At 73.1% G+C, this 18,570-nt stretch carries 16 protein-coding genes; 9 read left to right on the plus strand and 7 right to left on the minus strand.

Features of this window, described 5'->3' with window-relative positions:
* Positions 1-59: 59 nt before the first annotated feature.
* Positions 60-821: an SDR family NAD(P)-dependent oxidoreductase gene (locus ACFZA0_RS03265; protein ID WP_391010376.1), complete on the minus strand. Its 762-nt coding sequence runs from the start codon at positions 819-821 to the stop codon at positions 60-62.
* 167 nt (positions 822-988) lie between these two features.
* Between ACFZA0_RS03265 and ACFZA0_RS03270 the strand changes: the two genes are divergently transcribed.
* A complete protein-coding gene (locus ACFZA0_RS03270) occupies positions 989-1,885 on the plus strand; it encodes a helix-turn-helix domain-containing protein (protein ID WP_391010379.1) in 897 nt (298 codons plus the stop codon).
* 91 nt (positions 1,886-1,976) lie between these two features.
* Here the strand turns inward: ACFZA0_RS03270 and ACFZA0_RS03275 are convergent, their stop codons facing one another.
* Positions 1,977-2,645: a biliverdin-producing heme oxygenase gene (locus ACFZA0_RS03275; protein ID WP_391010381.1), complete on the minus strand. Its 669-nt coding sequence runs from the start codon at positions 2,643-2,645 to the stop codon at positions 1,977-1,979.
* A 258-nt stretch (positions 2,646-2,903) separates the two neighbouring features.
* Complete coding sequence (gene map, locus ACFZA0_RS03280) at positions 2,904-3,764, minus strand: type I methionyl aminopeptidase (RefSeq protein ID WP_391010384.1); 861 nt, start codon at positions 3,762-3,764, stop codon at positions 2,904-2,906.
* Between the two features lie 58 nt (positions 3,765-3,822).
* Here map and ACFZA0_RS03285 point away from each other — a divergent pair, with 58 nt between their 5' ends.
* The 3 genes from ACFZA0_RS03285 to ACFZA0_RS03295 all read left to right on the plus strand — a co-directional run bounded on the left by ACFZA0_RS03285 (position 3,823) and on the right by ACFZA0_RS03295 (position 5,181).
* Entirely contained in the window at positions 3,823-4,059 is a 237-nt protein-coding gene (locus tag ACFZA0_RS03285; RefSeq protein WP_391010387.1) for a hypothetical protein, read from the plus strand.
* Positions 4,060-4,141: 82 nt separating this feature from the next.
* Positions 4,142-4,858: an NADPH-dependent F420 reductase gene (npdG, locus tag ACFZA0_RS03290; RefSeq protein WP_391010390.1), complete on the plus strand. Its 717-nt coding sequence runs from the start codon at positions 4,142-4,144 to the stop codon at positions 4,856-4,858.
* A gap of 140 nt (positions 4,859-4,998) precedes the next feature.
* Entirely contained in the window at positions 4,999-5,181 is a 183-nt protein-coding gene (locus tag ACFZA0_RS03295) for a hypothetical protein (RefSeq protein ID WP_391010393.1), read from the plus strand.
* Between the two features lie 19 nt (positions 5,182-5,200).
* Here ACFZA0_RS03295 and ACFZA0_RS03300 read toward each other — a convergent pair whose 3' ends face one another.
* Positions 5,201-6,001, minus strand: a complete 801-nt coding sequence (locus ACFZA0_RS03300) for a site-2 protease family protein (protein ID WP_391010396.1) — start codon at positions 5,999-6,001, stop codon at positions 5,201-5,203.
* Positions 6,002-6,301: 300 nt separating this feature from the next.
* Here ACFZA0_RS03300 and ACFZA0_RS03305 point away from each other — a divergent pair, with 300 nt between their 5' ends.
* Complete coding sequence (locus ACFZA0_RS03305; RefSeq protein WP_391010399.1) at positions 6,302-9,679, plus strand: BTAD domain-containing putative transcriptional regulator; 3,378 nt, start codon at positions 6,302-6,304, stop codon at positions 9,677-9,679.
* A gap of 45 nt (positions 9,680-9,724) precedes the next feature.
* Here ACFZA0_RS03305 and ACFZA0_RS03310 read toward each other — a convergent pair whose 3' ends face one another.
* The 3 genes from ACFZA0_RS03310 to panB all read right to left on the minus strand — a co-directional run bounded on the left by ACFZA0_RS03310 (position 9,725) and on the right by panB (position 12,686).
* On the minus strand, positions 9,725-10,555 hold the full coding sequence (locus tag ACFZA0_RS03310) for an ABC transporter permease (RefSeq protein WP_391010401.1): 831 nt from the start codon (positions 10,553-10,555) through the stop codon (positions 9,725-9,727).
* Positions 10,552-11,577 (minus strand): ATP-binding cassette domain-containing protein, encoded by a 1,026-nt coding sequence (locus tag ACFZA0_RS03315; RefSeq protein WP_391010404.1) that lies wholly within the window; start codon positions 11,575-11,577, stop codon positions 10,552-10,554. The genes ACFZA0_RS03310 and ACFZA0_RS03315 overlap by 4 nt, the downstream gene beginning before the upstream one ends.
* Before the next feature lie 242 nt (positions 11,578-11,819).
* Positions 11,820-12,686 (minus strand): 3-methyl-2-oxobutanoate hydroxymethyltransferase, encoded by an 867-nt coding sequence (gene panB / locus ACFZA0_RS03320; protein WP_391010407.1) that lies wholly within the window; start codon positions 12,684-12,686, stop codon positions 11,820-11,822.
* A gap of 223 nt (positions 12,687-12,909) precedes the next feature.
* Here panB and ACFZA0_RS03325 point away from each other — a divergent pair, with 223 nt between their 5' ends.
* The 4 genes from ACFZA0_RS03325 (at position 12,910) to ACFZA0_RS03340 (ending at position 17,987) form a co-directional block, all read left to right on the plus strand.
* Complete coding sequence (locus tag ACFZA0_RS03325) at positions 12,910-14,529, plus strand: DHA2 family efflux MFS transporter permease subunit (RefSeq protein WP_391010411.1); 1,620 nt, start codon at positions 12,910-12,912, stop codon at positions 14,527-14,529.
* Positions 14,530-14,726: 197 nt separating this feature from the next.
* Entirely contained in the window at positions 14,727-15,341 is a 615-nt protein-coding gene (locus tag ACFZA0_RS03330) for a TetR/AcrR family transcriptional regulator C-terminal ligand-binding domain-containing protein (RefSeq protein ID WP_391010414.1), read from the plus strand.
* Between the two features lie 230 nt (positions 15,342-15,571).
* A complete protein-coding gene (locus ACFZA0_RS03335; protein WP_391010417.1) occupies positions 15,572-16,624 on the plus strand; it encodes an endonuclease/exonuclease/phosphatase family protein in 1,053 nt (350 codons plus the stop codon).
* 139 nt (positions 16,625-16,763) lie between these two features.
* A complete protein-coding gene (locus ACFZA0_RS03340) occupies positions 16,764-17,987 on the plus strand; it encodes an MFS transporter (protein WP_391010420.1) in 1,224 nt (407 codons plus the stop codon).
* Positions 17,988-18,570: the final 583 nt, after the last annotated feature.

Here is an 18,570-nt window from a genome sequence, read left to right on the forward strand (position 1 = left end):
CACGCACGTCCCTGCGGCCCGGCGGCCGAACGGCACGCCCCCGCGAACCTCCCCGCCCGTCAGCCCCTGCGCCCCGGCAGCATCGACAGCGCCTTCGCGCGCTGCGCCACCAACTCCGCGTAGGTGCCGTCGCGTTCGGCCCAGCGGTGGGTGTGCACCCGCTCGACCAGGATCTCGTGCGGGGTCGGTTCCTGCGCCAGCAGGTCCATGACCTCCGCCGCGAAGGCGTCGAGCGGCAGCGCGTTCGGGTTCGCCTTCTCCTGGCCCGCCGTGGCGACGGCCGGCGGGACCAGTTCGACGACGTCCACCCCCGTGCCGTCGAGCTGCGCGCGCAGTGCCTCCGAGTACGCGTGCACCGCCGCCTTCGACGCCGCGTACGTCGGCATCGGCGGGAACGGCAGGAACGCGATGCCCGAGGTCACCGTCACGAAGGTGCCCGCGCCGCGCGCGAGCAGGTGCGGCGTGAAGGCGTCGACGACGCGGATCGTGCCGGTCAGGTTGGTGTCGATGGTGGTCAGCGCCGCCTCGAAGTGCGCGGGGTCGCGCAGGTCCTCCAGCAGCATGACGCCCGACATCGTCACGACGGTGTCCAGCTCCGGGCGTGCGGCCAGCACGGCGTCGCGGGCGCGGGCGACGGACGCCCCGTCGGTGACGTCGATCTCCACGGTGCCGAAGCCCTCGGCGGCCAGCTCGGAGAGCGCGGCCGTGTCGCGGCCGCCGACCGTGACGGCGCTGCCCGCCTCGGCGAGGCGCCGGGCCAGCTCGCGTCCGATGCCGGAGGTCCCGCCGACGACGAGGACGGTGCGGTCGGTGAGGTTCATGGGTCGGCCTTTCGGTGGGTCGAGGACGCGGTGCCGGCGTGCTTCCGCCCGGCACCACCACCGTCCGTGATCCGCGCCCCGCGCGGCAGAGCCCCCGTCTTCCGGGGTCCTGGCAGGACCCCCTCTCGCCCGCCCGGCCGCGCACACCCGGCGTTACCGTGGTGAGCATGGCTGACACGGACGGGAACGGGACGGCGGCGACGGTGACGGGCGACGACCCGGGCAACCGCCTCGGTGCCTACCTCCGGGCCCGCCGCGAGCTGGTCACCCCGGCGCAGGCGGGACTCCCGGCCGGCGGCAACCGCCGAGTACCGGGGCTGCGGCGCGAGGAGGTCGCCCTCCTCGCCGGCATCAGCGCGGACTACTACCTGCGCCTGGAGCGCGGCCGGGACAAGAACCCCTCGGTGCAGGTCCTGGAGTCCCTGGCGCGGGTCCTGCGGCTCGACGACGTCGAGCGCCGGTACCTGCTCGGCCTCGCCGCCGTACGCCCCCGGGCGCCGCGCCGCAGGAAGCCGGAGCGCGTGCCGGCCCGCGTGCACCAGCTCCTCGCGCACCTGACGGTCCCCGCGTTCGTGGAGGGCCGCGCCTTCGACGTCCTCGCCGCCAACTCCGCGGCCCTCGCGTTCAATCCGCGGCTGCGGCCCGGCCGCAACCGGCTCCGGGACGTCGTGCTCGACCCGGAGGAGCAGGCGTTCCAGCAGGACTGGCCGAAGGCGGTCGCCGGCTTCGTCGCCGCGCTGCGCACCACGATCGGCGACGACACGGACGACCCCCGGTTCGTCGAACTGGTCGGTGAACTCGCCCTGTCCAGCGCCCGGTTCCGCACGCTGTGGGCCCGCCACGACGTCCGCACCCTCGACGGCGGCACCACCACCGTCCACCACCCCGTGGTCGGCGAACTGCGCCTGCACCGCGACAAACTGCCGGTCGACGACGTCATCCTCGTCGTCTACTACCCGGACAGGAACAGCGACAGCGACGAGAAGCTGCGCCTGCTCGCCACGCTCGCCGACTCCCCCGAGGGAGAAGGGGCGGAGCGTCCCGGAGGACTGCGTCCGGCCTGACGTCCGCCCGTGCCGCGGTCGCCGGCGGACAACTGTGCCCCGGCAACGCGCGGTTGCCGGGGCACGGTACGGGGTCGGGAGGGCGACGGCCTCACGCGGAGAGCGGGAACTCCTCGCCCAGGCCGCGGAAGACCGCCGTGTTCAGGGCGAACGCCTGCTTGCACTCCGCGACGACGCGCTGCTTCTCCAGGTCGTCCACGGCGACCGCGTCCAGCAGTTCGCGGTAACTCCGCTTGAAGGCAGCCGGGTTGGCGATCTCCTCGAAGACGTAGAACCGGACGCCGTCGCCCTTGCGGGCGAAGCCCCACGTGCGCTCCGCCTTGTCGCGGATGATCTGGCCGCCGGAGAGGTCGCCGAGGTAGCGCGTGTAGTGGTGGGCGATGTACCCGGCGGGCCAGTCGCGGGCGCACTCGGCGACGCGGTCCGCGTACGCCTGCGTCGCCGGCAGCGCGGTCAGGCCCTCGCGCCAGTGGGGGCCGCGCAGATGGGCGAGGTCCCGCTCCAGCGACGGCAGCCGCAGCAGCTCCCGCCGGATGAAGGGCCCGGTCACCGGGTCCGCCGCCAGCTTCTCGACGTCGCGCTCCAACGCGGCGTACACGAACCACAGTTGTTCCGTGTAGCGCGCGTACGCGTCGACGCCCAGCCGGGCGCCGAGCAGGTCGCCCATGAAGGTCGAGGTCTCCGCTTCCACGTGCTGTTCGTGCGACGCGGTGCGGATGATCGTCGAGAACGGCGTGCCGGCCGAGTCCGACGTGTGCATGGGACCTCCGAGAACCTGAGGAAGGGAGAGAGCGGGGGGACGACTCGCCCATCTTCTATGGTTAGCCTTACCTAAGTCAACAGGTTTCCGACGCCCTGTCGGTAAGACCGTACCCCGTATTCGCGCCCTCCCCACCTGGGACGGGAAACCCGCCGCCCCCCGGACGCGACGGGGCCCGCCCCTCCGCCCGGGTGGTCCGGGGGAGGGGCGGGCCCTCGGGTGTCGCGTCGGGCCGGTGCCCGTCTCAGGGCCGCGGCGTCACGGCAGCGTCAGGATGTCCGCGCCCGTGTCGGTCACCACGAGCGTGTGCTCGAACTGGGCCGTCCGGCGGCGGTCCTTGGTGACGACCGTCCAGCCGTCGTCCCACATCTCGTACTCGTACGTGCCCAGCGTCAGCATCGGCTCGATCGTGAACGTCATGCCCGGCTTCAGCACCGTCGTCGCGTGCGGGCTGTCGTAGTGCGGCACGATCAGGCCGTCGTGGAACGACGTGCTGATGCCGTGGCCCGTGAAGTCCCGTACGACGCCGTAGCCGAAGCGCTTCGCGTACGACTCGATGACCCGCCCGATGACGTTGAGCTGCCGGCCCGGCCGGACCGCCTTGATCGCGCGGGCCGTCGCCTCGCGGGTGCGCTCGACGAGCAGCCTGCTCTCCTCGTCGACGTCGCCGACGAGATAGGTGGCGTTGTTGTCGCCGTGCACACCGCCGATGTAGGCCGTCACGTCCAGGTTCACGATGTCGCCGTCGCGCAGCACCGTCGAGTCGGGGATGCCGTGGCAGATCACCTCGTTGACGCTTGTGCACAGTGACTTGGGGAACCCGCGGTATCCGAGGGTGGAGGGGTAGGCGCCGTGATCGCACATGTACTCGTGCGCCACCTTGTCGAGCTCGTCCGTGGTCACCCCCGGCGCGATGATCTTCGCCGCCTCCGCCATCGCCCGCGCGGCGATGCGCCCGGCGGTCCGCATCGCCTCGACGGTCGCCGGGGTGCGTACCTCCGGCCCGGTGTACGGAGCCGGCCCCGGCCTGCCGACGTACTCGGGCCGGCGGATGTTTCCGGGAACGGAACGAGTGGGAGACAGCTCCCCTGGTACAAGCAACGACGACTGGCCAGACATGCGAACGAGTCTAACCAGCGGCCGTGGGAGACCATGTCCGCGACGAGAGGAGCGGTACATGGCAGCCCTGTTCAAGAAGCGGACGGCCGGGAAGCCGGGCGAGTGGTACTACTGCCTGGAGCACCACAAGGTCGAGGAGGGGCCGGACTGCCCCGCCAAGGACCGGTTCGGCCCCTACGCCACCCGCGGCGAGGCCGAACAGGCGATGGCGACGGCCCGTGAGCGCAACCTCGAATGGGAGAACGACCCGCGCTGGCACGACGCGTCCGCCCGCGGCGGCGACGACGAGGCGTGAGCGCGGGCCGGCGGCGCGGCGGCCGGCTCCCCGCCGCCGCCCGCGCCGCCGGCCCCCGCCGCCCCGCACGTAAGGTCGCCCCATGACCTCACGTTCAAGCTCCAGCGACAGCGCACAGAAGGCCCCCGCCAAGGACCCCTGGGACCTGCCCGACGTCTCCGGGCTCGTCGTCGGCGTGATCGGCGGCACCGGACCGCAGGGCAAGGGGCTCGCCTACCGTCTCGGGCGGGCCGGACAGAAGGTGATCGTCGGCTCCCGTGCCGCGGAGCGCGCGCGGGCGGCGGCCGAGGCCCTGGGCAACGGGGTCGAGGGCGCCGACAACGCCGAGTGCGCGCGGCGCAGCGACGTCGTGATCGTCGCGGTGCCGTGGGAGGGCCACGCCGACATCCTCACGTCCCTGCGCGAGGAGCTGTCCGGCAAGCTCGTCGTCGACTGCGTCAACCCGCTCGGCTTCGACAAGAAGGGCGCCTACGCCCTGAAGCCCGAGGAGGGCAGCGCCGCCGAGCAGGCCGCGGCCCTGCTCCCGGACTCGCGCGTCGCCGCCGCCTTCCACCACCTCTCGGCCGTGCTGCTGGAGGACCCGGAGATCGAGCGGATCGACACGGACGTGATGGTCCTCGGCGAGGAGCGCGCCGACGTCGAGATCGTGCAGGCGCTGGCCGGCCGCATCCCCGGGATGCGCGGCGTCTTCGCCGGCCGGCTGCGCAACGCCCACCAGGTCGAGTCGCTGGTCGCCAATCTGATCTCCGTGAACCGCCGTTACAAGGCCCACGCGGGCCTGCGCGTCACGGACGTGTGAGCGGCGGGCACCCCGCACGGGCGGCGCGGGGGGATGAGGGACACTGAGAACCGGCAAGTGTCCACCTTGTCCCCCCGCCGGGCCCGTGCGGGGTGCCACCGATCCGTTCCCCGATCCGTCCCCCGACAGGAGCCGGCCCCATGCCCCGCCTCGCCCTCTACGCCCTGATCGTCTGCGTGCTCTCCGTCGCCGCGGCCGTCGTGTCCTTCGTGCAGGGCAGCTTCATCGGGATCGTGTGGGTGCTGCTCGCGGGGCTGTCGTCCAACATGTGCTGGTACTACCTGCGGCGGGCCCGCCCGCGCGGGACGTCCGCCGCGGGCTGAGGCCGGCCCGGCGCCGCGGTCACCCGGTCATCCGGCAGAACTCGTTCTCGCCCTGCCAGAAGCGGTACAGCTGCTGCCCGCAGTACGAGCTGAAGTCGTCGACGCCCAGCCACCGCAGCAGCGTGTCGACCAGGTCGAAGAACACGTTGTTCACCTGCGGCACCCACAGCAGCGCGAACACGGCCAGCAGGCCGAACTGCGCGAACGGCTCCACCTGGCGCTTGACCTCGTAGGACAGCCACGGCTCGACCACGCCGTAGCCGTCGAGGCCGGGCACCGGCAGGAAGTTCAGGATCGCCGCCGACACCTGGAGCAGCGCGAGGAACGCCAGCGCGAAGCGGAAGTCGGCCGGCACCCCGTCCAGCGCGTCCAGCCAGAACGGGGCCGTGCACACCACGGCGAACAGGACGTTCGTCAGCGGGCCCGCGGCCGAGACCAGGCTGTGCCGCCAGCGGCCCCGGATACGGCCCCGCTCGATGAAGACCGCGCCGCCGGGCAGGCCGATCCCGCCCATGATCACGAAGATCACCGGGAGCACGATGCTGAGCAGCGCGTGCGTGTACTTCAGCGGGTTCAGGGTCAGGTAGCCCTTCGACCCGATCGAGATGTCACCGCTGTGCAGGGCGGTGCGCGCGTGCGCGTACTCGTGCAGGCACAGCGAGACGACCCAGGCGGCCGTGACGAAGAGGAAGACGGCGACCCCGGGCTGCTCGGCGAACCCGCTCCAGGTGGCCCAGCCCGTCACCGCCGTGACGGCCAGGATCCCGAGGAACACGGGTGAGATCCGCCGGTCGCTGTGGCGGGAGGTGGCGGTGGTCATGGGAGGGGACTCCTGTTGCTCGGTCGGCCGGTCTGACCGGCGGGGTCTGGTCGGCCGGCGTGATCGGCGCGCATGCGGGACGACGGTACCCGTGGTCCCGCTCAACGTCCCACGGGTCGGGCGGGGTTCCCGCCGGGCGGTACCGGTTCCTGTCCGGTTCCGGACGGTTCGCCCGCAGACCGCCCCGCAGACCAACCCGCGGGCCCCGCACGGAACGCGCCTCCCCTCCGGGCCCGCTTCGCCCCCGCCCGCCGGGTCCGCCGGAAACCCGGCGGCGGCAACCCCGCGGCACCGGGGACAATGGTCCCCGTGCGCTACCGCATTCTCGGCACCACCCAGGCACTCCGCCCCGACGGCACGACCGTCCCCGTCGGCGGGGCGCGGCTGCGTGCCCTGCTCACCGTGCTCGCGCTGCGCGCCGGACACACCGTCCCCGGCCGCCTCCTCGTCGACGAGGTGTGGAACGGCGGCGACCCGCCCGCCGACGCCACCGGCGCGCTCCAGGCCCTGGTGGGGCGGCTGCGGCGGGTCCTCGGCGCCGACGCCGTGGCCTCGGACGACGGCGGCTACCGGCTGGCCGCCGCGCCCGACGACGTCGACCTGCACCGCTTCGAGCGGCTGACCGGGGAGGGGATGCGGGCACTGGCCGACGGCGACGCAGCCAAGGCCGCCGTCGTCCTCGACGACGCGCTCGCGCTGTGGCGCGGACCCGTCCTCGCCGACCTGCCCGACCGCGACGCCGAGGCCGCCCGCTGGGAGGCCCGCTGCCTGGACGCCAGGCGGGCCCGGCTCACCGCCGCCCTCGACCTCGGCGGGGCGGCGCAGTCGCTGCCCGAGCTGACCGCGCTGTGCGACACCGACCCGCTGGACGAGTCCCTCCAGGCGCTGCGGCTGCGCGCCCTGCGCGACTCCGGCCGCACCGCCCAGGCGCTCGCCGCCTACGAGGACGTACGACGGCTGCTCGCGGACCGCCTCGGGTCGGACCCGGGGCCCGAACTCCGCTACCTGCACGCCGAGTTGCTGTCCGCCGGTGACGCCCCGCCGGCGGAGCCGCAGCCGCGCCGCGCCCCGGCGGCCGTGGCGCAGCCCGCCGTCCCGCGCGGCAACCTGCGCGCCCGCCTCACGTCCTTCGTCGGCCGCGAGAGCGACATCGAGACCATCCGCGACGACCTCGCGGGCGCCCGGCTCGTCACCCTGCTGGGCCCCGGCGGCGCGGGCAAGACCCGGCTGTCGCAGGAGGCCGCCGAGACCGTCGACGAGGCCACGGCCCGCGACGGCGTCTGGCTCGCCGAACTCGCGCCCGTGGACGACCCGGTGGACGTTCCGGAGGCCGTGCTCACCGCCGTCGGCGCCCGGGAGACCGTGCTGTACGGGGCCGGTACGGAGGCCATCCGGGCGGCCGGCGACAGGCGTGACGGGGCCGTGGAGAGGCTGGTGGAGCACTGCGCCAGGCGCCGGATGCTGCTGGTGCTGGACAACTGCGAGCACGTGATCGCCGCCGCCGCCCGCCTGGTGAGCGAACTTCTGTCCCGTTGCCCGGAGTTGACGGTGCTGGCGACCAGCAGGGAACCGCTCGGGGTGCCCGGCGAACTGCTGCGCCCGGTGGAGCCGCTGCCCGAGCCGATGGCCCTGCGGCTGTTCGCGGAACGCGGCGCCGCGGCCCGCCCCGGGTTCCGGCCCGACGCCGACGGGGAGACCGCCGCGGCCGCCGCCGAGATCTGCCGTCGCCTGGACGGCCTGCCGCTGGCCATCGAGCTGGCCGCCGCCCGGCTCCGGATGCTGACACCACGTCAGATCGCCGACCGGCTGGACGACAGGTTCCGGTTGCTGACCACCGGCTCCCGCACGGTCCTGCCCCGCCAGCAGACCCTGCGCGCGGTGGTCGACTGGTCGTGGGACCTGCTCACCGGGCGTGAGCGCGAAGTCCTCGCCGCGCTCTCGGTGTTCGCCGGCGGCTGCGACCTCGCCGCCGCGGAGGCGGTGTGCGGGCCGGACGCCCTGGAGGTGCTGGGCTCCCTGGTCGACAAGTCCCTGGTGGTGGCGGGCCCGGGGGAGAGCGCGGGCGAACTCCCCGACAGCGCCGGGGAGATGCGCTACCGGCTGCTCGAAACGGTCAACGAGTACGCCGCCGAACGCCTCGACGAGGCGGGCGCACGCCCCACCGCGGAACGCGCCCACCTGGTCCATTACCGCGAACTCGCCCGCACCACCGACCCGTTGCTGCGCGGCCCGCACCAGCGCGCCGCCATCGCCACGCTGCGCCGCGAGTACGAGAACCTGCGCGGCGCGATGCGCCGGGCGGTCGCCGCACGCGACGAGCACGAGGTGCTGGTCCTCGTGCACTCGCTGACCTGGTACTGGCAGATCCACGACCAGCGCGGCGAGGCGAAGGTGTGGGCGCAGGACGCCGTCGGGCTCGGCCCGGACCCGTTCGCCGAGCCGGTGCGGCCTGCCGCACCGGTGTGGGAACGGATCACCGACAGCCCGCCGCCACTGGCCGGGGAGGCGCTGTGGGAGGCGCGGCGCGGCGTCCACCTGATCCTGCTGGCCTCGCTGGACTCCAGCCCCGGGAGCTGGCAGGACCCGGCGGTGCGGGCCCGTCTCTCGCTGGTCTCCCGCACGTACGAGGCGGGGCTGCCGCAGACCTGCCGCAGCCCCGGCCAGATCTGGATCTTCAGCGTGCTGTTCCTCGGCCGGCTGGCACAGATGCGCGAGGTGCTGGACGCGGCCGTCGGCACCTGCCGTCGGACCCCGGGCTTCGAGTGGGAGCTGGCCTCCTGCCTCCAGATGCGCGCCAACCTGCTCGCCAACCGGCCCGAGTCGGCGCCCGCCGCCGCCGCCGACGCCGCCGAGTCGCTCGCCCTGTACCAGGGGATCGGCGACGCCTGGGGCATCGCCGAGGCGCTGTCGGCGCGTGCCGAGTCGCACGAGGGGCGCGGCCAGTACGCGGAGGGCGCCGCCGACTACGAGGCCGCCACCGTGTACACCGAGGAATTGGGTGCGCATGCCCAGACGGCGGCACTGCGGGTGCGTCAGGCCAACGCCCTGCTGGAGAGCGGGGAGACGGAACGCGGCGAGCGGATGCTGCGCGAAGGGCTCGAACAGTCGGACGGCCCGGTGCGCGAGGCCGTGCAGATCGCCCGGTTCTTCCTCGTCCAGTGGCTGGGGGTGACCGGCAGGGTCGCCGAGGCGCGCGAGCAGATCGACCTGCTCAAGTCGGAGTTGGGCGTGCTGGCCTTCCCGATCTTCGACGTCGCCCTGGTCGGCAGTGAGGCCTGGCTGGAGATCATGGACGGCCGGCCGGAGCGGGCGGTGCCGATGGCGCTGCACGCCCTGTCGCGCTGCGACGATCCGCTGATCAACGCCGTCGTGCCCGAACTCAAGGCGGTCGTCCTGCTGACCGCCGCGACCGGCCTCGTGGAGTCCGACCCGTCCCGGGCGTTCGACGCGGCCGTCTGCGTGGCCGTCGCGGTGAAGGCGTGGCCCGAGGGGCACCGGCCCGGCACCGCGGAGCGGGCGGTCCTCGACCGGGCCCGCAAGGCCGTGGCGGCCGCCCTCACCCCCGCGCGCAGAGAAGCGGCGACGGCCCGGGGCGGCCTCCTCGGCACCGAGGAGGCCGCGGCCCTCCTCGGCGGCCCCACCGGCGCGGGCCCCGACGCAACGGACGGCGCGCGGTAGCAGAGGACTGCCACCGCGCGCCGTCGCCCCCGTTCGCGGGAGCCGTCAGCTCTTCGTGCGGAACTTGTGGATCGCGACCGGCGCCATCACCGCGGTGATCGCCACCGACCAGCCGAGGGTGATCCACAGGTCGTGCGCCACCGGACCGCCGATCATCAGCCCGCGCGAGGCGTCGGCGAGCGTGGACAGCGGGTTGTAGTCGGTGAAGTTCTGGAGCCAGCCCGGCATCGAGTTGGTCGGCGCGAAGATCGACGAGCCGAACTGGAGCGGGAACAGCACCAGGAACCCCATGGCCTGCACGGACTGCGCGTTCTTCATCGTCACGCCCAGGGTGAGGAACACCCACATGATGGACGAGGCGAACACCGCGGACAGGCCGACCGTCGCGAACAGACCGCCCCAGTGGTGGATGTGGAACCCGACCAGTACGGCGACGACCATCAGCACCGCCGTCGCGAACAGCATCCGCACGAGCTCGACGGAGATCTTCGCGAAGAGCACCGAGCCGCGCCCGATCGGCAGCGAACGGAAACGGTCCATGACACCGGAGTTGAAGTCGGTGCTGAACCCGGTGCCGACGCTCTGCGACAGCGTCATGCTCATCATCGCGATCATGCCGGGGATCACGTACTGGACGTAGCCCTCCTGGCCGCCGCCCAGCGCTTGCCCGATCGAGCCGCCGAAGACGTAGACGAACAGCAGCGTGAACACGATCGGCATCAGCAGCGCGTCGAACATCGACTCGGGGTCCTGCCGGATCCACAGCAGGTTGCGGCGGATCAGGGCGCCGGTGTGCCGCAGATGGCCGCGCAGGGTGATGCGGGCGTCGTCGACGGCGGGCGCGGCCGGCGACGCGGTGACGGTGGCGGCGCTCATACGGCGACCTCCTCGGGGGTCGGAGCGGGCACGGTGTCCTGTGCGGCACTGGCGCGGTGGCCGGTGAGCGAGAGGAACACCTCGTCCAGGCTGGGGAGTTCGGTGGTGATGGAGGAGAGCGTGATGCCGCGCGCGGTGACGGCGTTCACCACGGCGGTGAGCTGCTCGTCGCTGAGGATCGGCACCAGCGCGGAACCGTCCTGGGTGTCCACGACGGTGCTCGCGAGCCCCGTGATGCCCAGTTCGTCCAACGCGGCGGCGAGCGGCCGGAGTTGCGTCGGGTCGGCCGGCTGCACCCGCAGGGTGCGCCCGCCCACCTTCGCCTTCAGCTCCGAGATGCGCCCCTTCGCGACGACCTTGCCGCGGTCGACGACGGTCAGCTGGGAGGCGAGCTGCTCCGCCTCCTCCATGTACTGGGTGGTCAGCAGGACCGTCACGCCGCCCCCGACCATGGACTTGACCTCGTCCCACACCTCCATGCGGGTGCGGGGGTCGAGCCCGGTGGTCGGCTCGTCCAGGAACAGCACCTTGGGGCGCCCGATCATGGAGGCCGCCAGGTCGAGCCGGCGCCGCATGCCGCCGGAGTAGGTGGACGCGGGACGCTTGGCCGCCTCGGAGAGCGAGAACCGCTCCAGCAGCTCGTCGGCGCGGCCGCGTGCCTCCTTGCGGGGCAGGTCGAGGAGCCGGCCGATCATGTAGAGGTTCTCCCAGCCGGACAGCTTCTCGTCGACCGAGGCGTACTGACCGGTGAGACCTATGACCTTGCGCAACTGGCGCGGCTGGCGCGCCACGTCCAGGCCGGCCACGGTGGCCTGCCCGGAGTCGGCCGCGAGGAGGGTGGACAGGATGCGGACCAGGGTGGTCTTGCCCGCGCCGTTCGGGCCGAGCACACCCATCACGGTGCCCTCGCGCACATCCAGGTCGACGCCGTCCAGGGCCTTGGTCTCGCCGTAGTGCTTGACCAGCCCCCGCACGGTCACGGCATTTCCTGCGCCGCTGGGTTCGATGTCGATTCGCTTCATGACGACGACAGTGACAGGCCCCGCCGACAAACCGCCGACAGGCCCCCGACAACCCCGCGGGACACACCGACAGGGCGCCGACAGCCGGACCGGCAGCAGCTCGCGGCCGGTGTGCGCCGCCGCCGTGCGGGGCCGGAAAAGAGGGCAGCCCGTCGACGGGGGAAGATCGACGGGCTGCCGGTGTGCCGCAGTGGCTCTGGAGTCCGCTCGGGACCTCTGGACACCTCTGGACGCTGCGCTGCCTAGTGGACGGAGTTCTCCTCGGCCGGGAACGCGCCGCCGACGACCTCGTCCGCGAACGCCTTCGCCGCACCGCCCATGACCTCGCGCAGGTCGGCGTACTTCCTCACGAACTTCGGCACCCGGCCGGGCGTCAGGCCGAGCATGTCGGTCCACACCAGGACCTGCGCGTCCGTGTCGGGGCCGGCGCCGATGCCCACCGTCGGGACGTGCAGGACACGGGTGACCTCGGCCGCCAGCTCCGCCGGCACCAGTTCGAGGACGACGGCGAAGGCGCCCGCGTCCTGGACCGCCTTGGCGTCCCGCAGCAACTGCTGCGCGGCCTCCTCGCCGCGGCCCTGGACGCGGTAGCCCATGGCGTTGACCGACTGCGGGGTCAGGCCGATGTGCGCCATGACGGGGATGCCGGACTCCACCAGCAGCTCGATCTGGCGGTGCGAGCGCTCGCCGCCCTCCAGCTTCACCGCGCCCACCCCGGCCTCCTTCACCAGCCGGGTCGCCGAGCGCAGCGCCTGCACCGGACCCTCCTGGTACGAGCCGAAGGGCAGGTCGGCGACGATCAGCGAGCGCTTGGTGCCGCGGACCACCGCGGCCGACAGCATCGTCATCTCGTCGAGGGTGACGGGCACGGTCGTCTCGTAGCCGAGGTGGCAGTTGCCCGCCGAGTCGCCCACCAGGAGGACCGGGATGCCGGACTCGTCGAAGACGGAGGCGGTCATCGCGTCGTAGGCGGTGAGCATGGGCCACTTCTCACCGCGCTCCTTGGCGGCGGTGATGTCGCGGACGGTGATGCGCCGGGTGCTCTTCCCGCCGTACAGGGCCCTGCCGCTGTCGGCGGACTGCGCGTGGGCAGCCGAAAGCTGCGTCATTGCAACAGCTCCTTCAAATTCGTCTCGAGGCGCCCTCACGGCGTCCCCGGATCACCTCCATGGTGGCATCCCGGACCGGGAAAGGGCCAGGGGGAGTCCCCGGACCGGCCTCCGGCACCTCGCGCGCCCCGCGGCACACCCGTCCCGGGACCGGGGTAAGCGTTGGGTAAGACCTTTCCGATACGAGACGGTGCCGTATCGGAATGTCCCTACGCTGTCCGGCATGACAACTCCTGCCGTGCCCGGGAGCCGGGTGCCGGAGGCTGTGCACCGGCGCCGCTGGGTGATCCTCGGTGTGCTGATCCTCAGCCTGCTGATCGTGGTGCTGGACAACTCGATCCTGAACGTCGCCGTCAAGACCATCTCGACGCCCGCGCCCACCGGACTGGGCGCCACCCAGAGCCAGTTGGAGTGGGCGATCAACGCCTACACCCTCGTCTTCGCCGGGCTCCTGTTCACCGCCGGACTCCTCGGCGACCGGCTGGGCCGCAAGAAGATCCTGGTGGGCGGCCTGGTCGTCTTCGGGGTCGGTTCGGCGCTCGCCTCCTCCGCCGGCTCGCCCGGTCAACTCGTCGCCTTCCGCGCGGTCATGGGGTTCGGCGCCGCCTTCGTCATGCCGGCCACGCTCGCCGTGCTCATGAACGTCTTCGAGCGCGACGAGCAGCCCAAGGCCATCGGCATCTGGGCGGGCGGCGTCGGCCTCGCCATCGCGATCGGCCCGATCACCGGCGGCCTGCTCCTGGCGCACTTCTGGTGGGGCTCGGTGTTCCTGGTCAACGTGCCGATCGTGGTCCTGGCCGTCGGGCTGATGCTGTGGCTCGTCCCCGACTCGCGCGACCCGCGGCCCGGCCGGATCGACCCGCTCGGCGTCGCCCTGTCCGTGATCGGCCTCGTGCTGCTGGTCTACGGCATCATCAAGGGCGGCGAACTGGCCGACTTCACCGACCCGGCGGTCCTCGTCCCGGCGCTGGGCGGCATCGCCGTCCTCGTCCTCTTCGTGGTCCACGAGCGGCGCAGCGACCATCCCTCCATCGACGTCGGCTACTTCAAGAACAAGGTCTTCTCGGCGGCGATCGTCTCGATCTCGCTGGTCTTCTTCGCGCTCATGGGCGTCACGTTCTTCAGCGTCTTCTACACGCAGAGCGTGCGCGGCTACTCGGCCCTGGAGACCGGCGCGCTGATGCTGCCGCTGGCCGCCGCCCAGATGATCTTCGCGCCGCGGGCCCGGCTGGTCGTCGACCGGTTCGGCAACAGGGCGACCACCACGGGCGGCATGCTGCTGCTCGCCGCGATGCTGGCGGCGTTCGTGACGCTCGACGAGGACACGCCGATCTGGCTCCTGGAGACCATCTTCTTCCTCATGGGCACGGGCATGGCGCACATCATGACGCCCACCAGCGTCGTCATCATGCAGGCGCTGCCCCGCGAGAAGGCGGGCTCGGCGTCCGCGCTCAGCAACACCTTCCGCCAGGTGGGCGCGGCCCTCGGCATCGCGGTCCTCGGCTCGGTGCTGTCGACCGTGTACCGCTCGGGCATCGAGAGCTCGCTCGGCCGGGTGCCGGCCGGGCTGCGGGACACCGCGGGGGAGTCCATCGAGGCCACCCTGGGCGTCGCCGCGAAGCTCGGCCCCGCGGGCAAGGCCCTCGTCGGCCCCGCCAACGGCGCGTTCCTGCACGCCATGCACGTCACCGCGCTCTGGGGCGCGGGCATCACGCTGATCGGCGCGGCCGTCGTCGCCGCGTACCTGCCGGGCAGGCCGGCCGCGCCCGAACCGCACGACGGCGAACCGGACCTGGTGACGGCGGAGCCCGGCGCCGAGCGCGCGGGCGGCGGCACGGAGTAGGCCCGGCGACGCGGGAGGGCGGCCGGAGGGGGACAATTCGGTTGCCCCCTCCGCGGTGACCGCCGCGGACGCCGGTGCGGGCGCCCGCACCGGCACCCGGCACCGGCACCCGGCACCCCGGACCGCCGCCGCGCCGAGGGCCCGGTGGCGGGACCGCGGGGGCGTGTACGACGAAGGGAAGCGGTACGAACGTGGGAATGGCCGGCAGCCGGACCAGCGCGGGTGCCCCGCCGCGGGGACGCCCGCGCAGCGAGGCCGTGGAACAGGCCATCGTCGAGGGCGTGCTGCGGCTCCTGGAGGACGGCGTGCCGCTCGCCGACATCTCGGTGGAGCGCATCGCGCGGACCGCCGGCGTGGGCAAGGCGACGATCTACCGCCGCTGGAGCGGCAAGGAGGAACTCGTCGCCCACGTACTGCGCTGCGCCGAGCCCGTCGATCCGGAACTGCCGGGCACCTCGCTGCGCGACGACCTCGTCGTCCTCCTGGAGGCCCTGCGCAGGCGCGGCCTGGCGAGCCGCCGGTCGACCCTCCTGCACAACGTGTACGCGGAGATGAAGACGAGCCCCCGGATCTGGGCGGCCTACCACGCCACGGTCATCGCCCCGCGGCGCAACCTCACGCTGGAGGTCCTGCGCCGCGGCCGCGAGCGCGGCGAACTGCCGGGGAATCTCGACGTCGACGTGGTGTACGACCTCTTCGTGGGGCCGATGCTGGTGCGTTCCGTGGTCCGCCCCGACGCCGAACTGCCGGAGGGGCTGCCCGAGTTGATCGTCGACACCGTGCTGCGCGGCCTGCTGCCCGCCGGTTCCTGAGACCGGTCGCCCCGGCGGCGCGCGGCCGGGCGCCCGCGCGCCGCGCCGGGCGCGTGTGTGCGGGTTTCGTCACAGTCACCATCCGTCACCGCCGTATCCGGAACTGACGAAGCCGACTTGTTCGTCATCGTCCCCGTACGGCCGTCATGTGACGGCGGAACGGAACCGCTCATCCCCTAGGGTCGTAGGCGCGGACGAACGGTGTGCACAGCGGGCAGTGAGGCGACGGTATGGCGCAGCAGGCGTACATGACGGAGACGGACGACGACGGCTCGGGTCCCGAGCGACGCGGAGCCCGGGTCCGGCGCCTGCTCGGACGGTTCTTCTCCGGCTGGCGGGGCGATCCGAGAATCTGGCGCCGGGGGCTCTTCCTCGCGGCGTTCGCCCTGGTCCTGGCCCTGGTGATGCTGCTGCACGCGCACATCCCGAACCGGATCGGCAACCTCGGCAGCCTCATCGAGACCTTCCTGCCGTGGATCGGCGTCTGCGTCCCCGTCCTGTTCGTGCTCGCCCTGGTGCGCCGCTCCGCGACCGCCGTGATCGCGGTGGTGCTCCCGGCGGTCGTGTGGCTGAACCTCTTCGGCGGGCTGCTGTTCGACCGCACGGCGACCGGCGGCGACCTCACCGTGGCCACCCACAACGTGAACGCGGAGAACAAGGAGCCCGCGGACACGGCGCGTGACGTCGCCGCGTCCGGCGCGGACGTGGTCGCCCTGGAGGAGCTGACGGAGACGGCCGTCCCGGTGTACGAGAAGGCGCTCGCGCCGACGTACAAGTACCACTCGGTCGAGGGCACCGTGGGGCTGTGGAGCAAGTACCCGCTGAGCGGTGTGCGGGCCGTCGACATCAAGCTCGGGTGGACGCGTGCGATGCGCGCGCGGGTGGCGACGCCGGAGGGCCCGGTCGCCGTGTACGTCGCGCACCTGCCCTCGGTGCGGGTGAAGCTCCGGGCCGGGTTCACCGCCCGCCAGCGCGACACGAGCGCCGACGCGCTCGGCGAGGCCATCGCCGGGGAGAAGCTGACGGACGTCGTCCTGCTCGGCGACCTGAACGGCACCATGAACGACCGTTCGCTGAACGCCGTCACCTCGCAGATGCGCTCCACGCAGGGCGCGGCGGGCGCCGGGTTCGGGTTCAGCTGGCCGGCGTCCTTCCCGATGGCCCGCATCGACCAGATCATGGTGAAGGGCCTCGACCCGGTCAGCTCGTGGACCCTGCCCGCCACCGGCAGCGACCACCTCCCGGTCGCGGCGCGCGTCCAGGTCGGCCCGACCGGCTCCTGAGCCGCGGCCCCCGGGGTGCAGCGGACCGCAACCCCCTCGTAACCCCGCCGAACGGGGCGGGAACAGTGGACCCGCGCGACTTTGTTCCGTAGCTGAACTTACCTACGATGTACGGAACCCCGTCCCCGAAAGGTCCCTCATGCCTCTGGCCCTGCTCGCCCTCGCCGTGGGCGCCTTCGGCATCGGCACCACCGAGTTCGTGATGATGGGCCTGCTGCCCGAGGTGGCGGACGACCTGCACGTCTCGATCCCGTCCGCCGGGCACCTCGTCTCCGCGTACGCGCTCGGTGTCGTCATCGGCGCCCCGCTGCTCGCCGCCGTCACCGCCAGGCTCTCCCGGCGCACCGTCCTGATCGGCCTCATGGCCCTGTTCGTGGTCGGCAACACGCTCTCCGCGTTCGCCCCCGACCAGCACTGGCTGCTCGCCGCCCGCTTCCTCAGCGGCCTGCCGCACGGTGCCTTCTTCGGCGTCGGGGCGGTCGTCGCCACCGGGCTGGTCGCCCCCGAGCGCAGGGCCCGCTCGGTGTCGCTGATGTTCCTCGGCCTGACCGTCGCCAACATCGTCGGCGTCCCCGTCGCCACGTTCGTCGGCCAGCACCTGGGGTGGCGCGCCACGTTCCTCGGCGTCGGCCTGATCGGCCTCGTCGCGATCGCCTCCCTCGCGCTGCTCGTCCCGCGGGACCACGCGCACGCGGAGAGCGCGGGACTGCGCCGCGAGCTGACCGCCCTGAACGCGCTGCCGGTGTGGCTGGCCCTCGGCACGACCGTGGCCGGCTTCGGCGCCCTGTTCGCGGCGTACAGCTACATCACGCCGATGCTCACGGACGCCGCCGGGTACGCGGAGGGCAGCGTGACGGTGCTGCTCGCGCTGTTCGGTGTGGGCGCCACGGTGGGCAACCTGACCGGCGGCCGGCTCGCCGACCGCTCGATGCGCGGCACCCTGTTCGGCGGTCTCGCCGCGCTGGGCGTGGTGCTCGCCCTGTTCCCGCTCCTGATGCGCACCGAGGTCACGGCCGCCCTCGCGGTCCTGCTGCTGGGCACCGCCGCGTTCGTCACCAGTTCCCCGCTCCAGCTCATGGTGATGGAGAAGGCGTCGGCCGGCCCGTCGCTGGCGTCCTCCGCCAACCAGGGCGCCTTCAACCTCGCCAACGCGGGCGGCGCCTGGATCGGCGGCCTCGCGATCGCCGCGGGCTTCGGCCCGACGTCGCCGGCCGTGGCGGGTCTCCTGCTGGTCGTCCTGGGCCTCGCGGTGGCGGCGACGGCCGCGCTGGTGGACCGCCGCCGGGCCGCGGCGCCGGGGGGCCGGGTGGTCGCCGTGCACGTGCCGGAACCGGCGCCGGAGGGGTCGGTCCTGCACCACTGAGGGTGCCGGGTGGGCGTGACGGGTGGTCAACCGCCGTGCGCCCCACGCGAGTTGCCGGGCGGAGGCGGTCCCGCCCCGGGCCGCTCCGCCCGCGGGCGCGGGTGTGCGCACTCATGGTCACCGGATCGGGGTGGCGCGCCGGCCCCCGTCTCCCCGGCGGGGCGGCGGACCGGACCGCCGCCGTCCGTGCGCAGCAGCGAAGCGGAAGCGGTCGGCGGACGGGCGTGCGGGACGGGTCCGCCGCGCGGAGGCGCGCCGTGCGGGCGGTGGACGGGACGCCCTGGAGACGCCCTGGAGACGGCCTGGAGAGGCCCTGGGGAAGCCCTCCTGCCAACGTTGTCAGCGATCCGCCGACCGTCGCGCCGGTCGTGAGCGGGCCGAGGGGCCTAGCCGCTTCGACGCGATCGTGTGCGGACATAGCTGGTTTTCACCCTTTCGCGTGAACGGCTTCCCGACCGGTTGCGCTGGTGAACTGCGTCACAGTTGATGCACAGGGGATCGCCGAGTTCTGAGGGGTCGTCAGCAAAAGACCTGATGACAGTGCGTTACCTATGGGTAGCGATCACCGGTCGCGCAAACGCGA

Source organism: Streptomyces sp. NPDC008150, from assembly GCF_042956945.1.
Classification (GTDB): Bacteria; Actinomycetota; Actinomycetes; order Streptomycetales; family Streptomycetaceae; genus Streptomyces.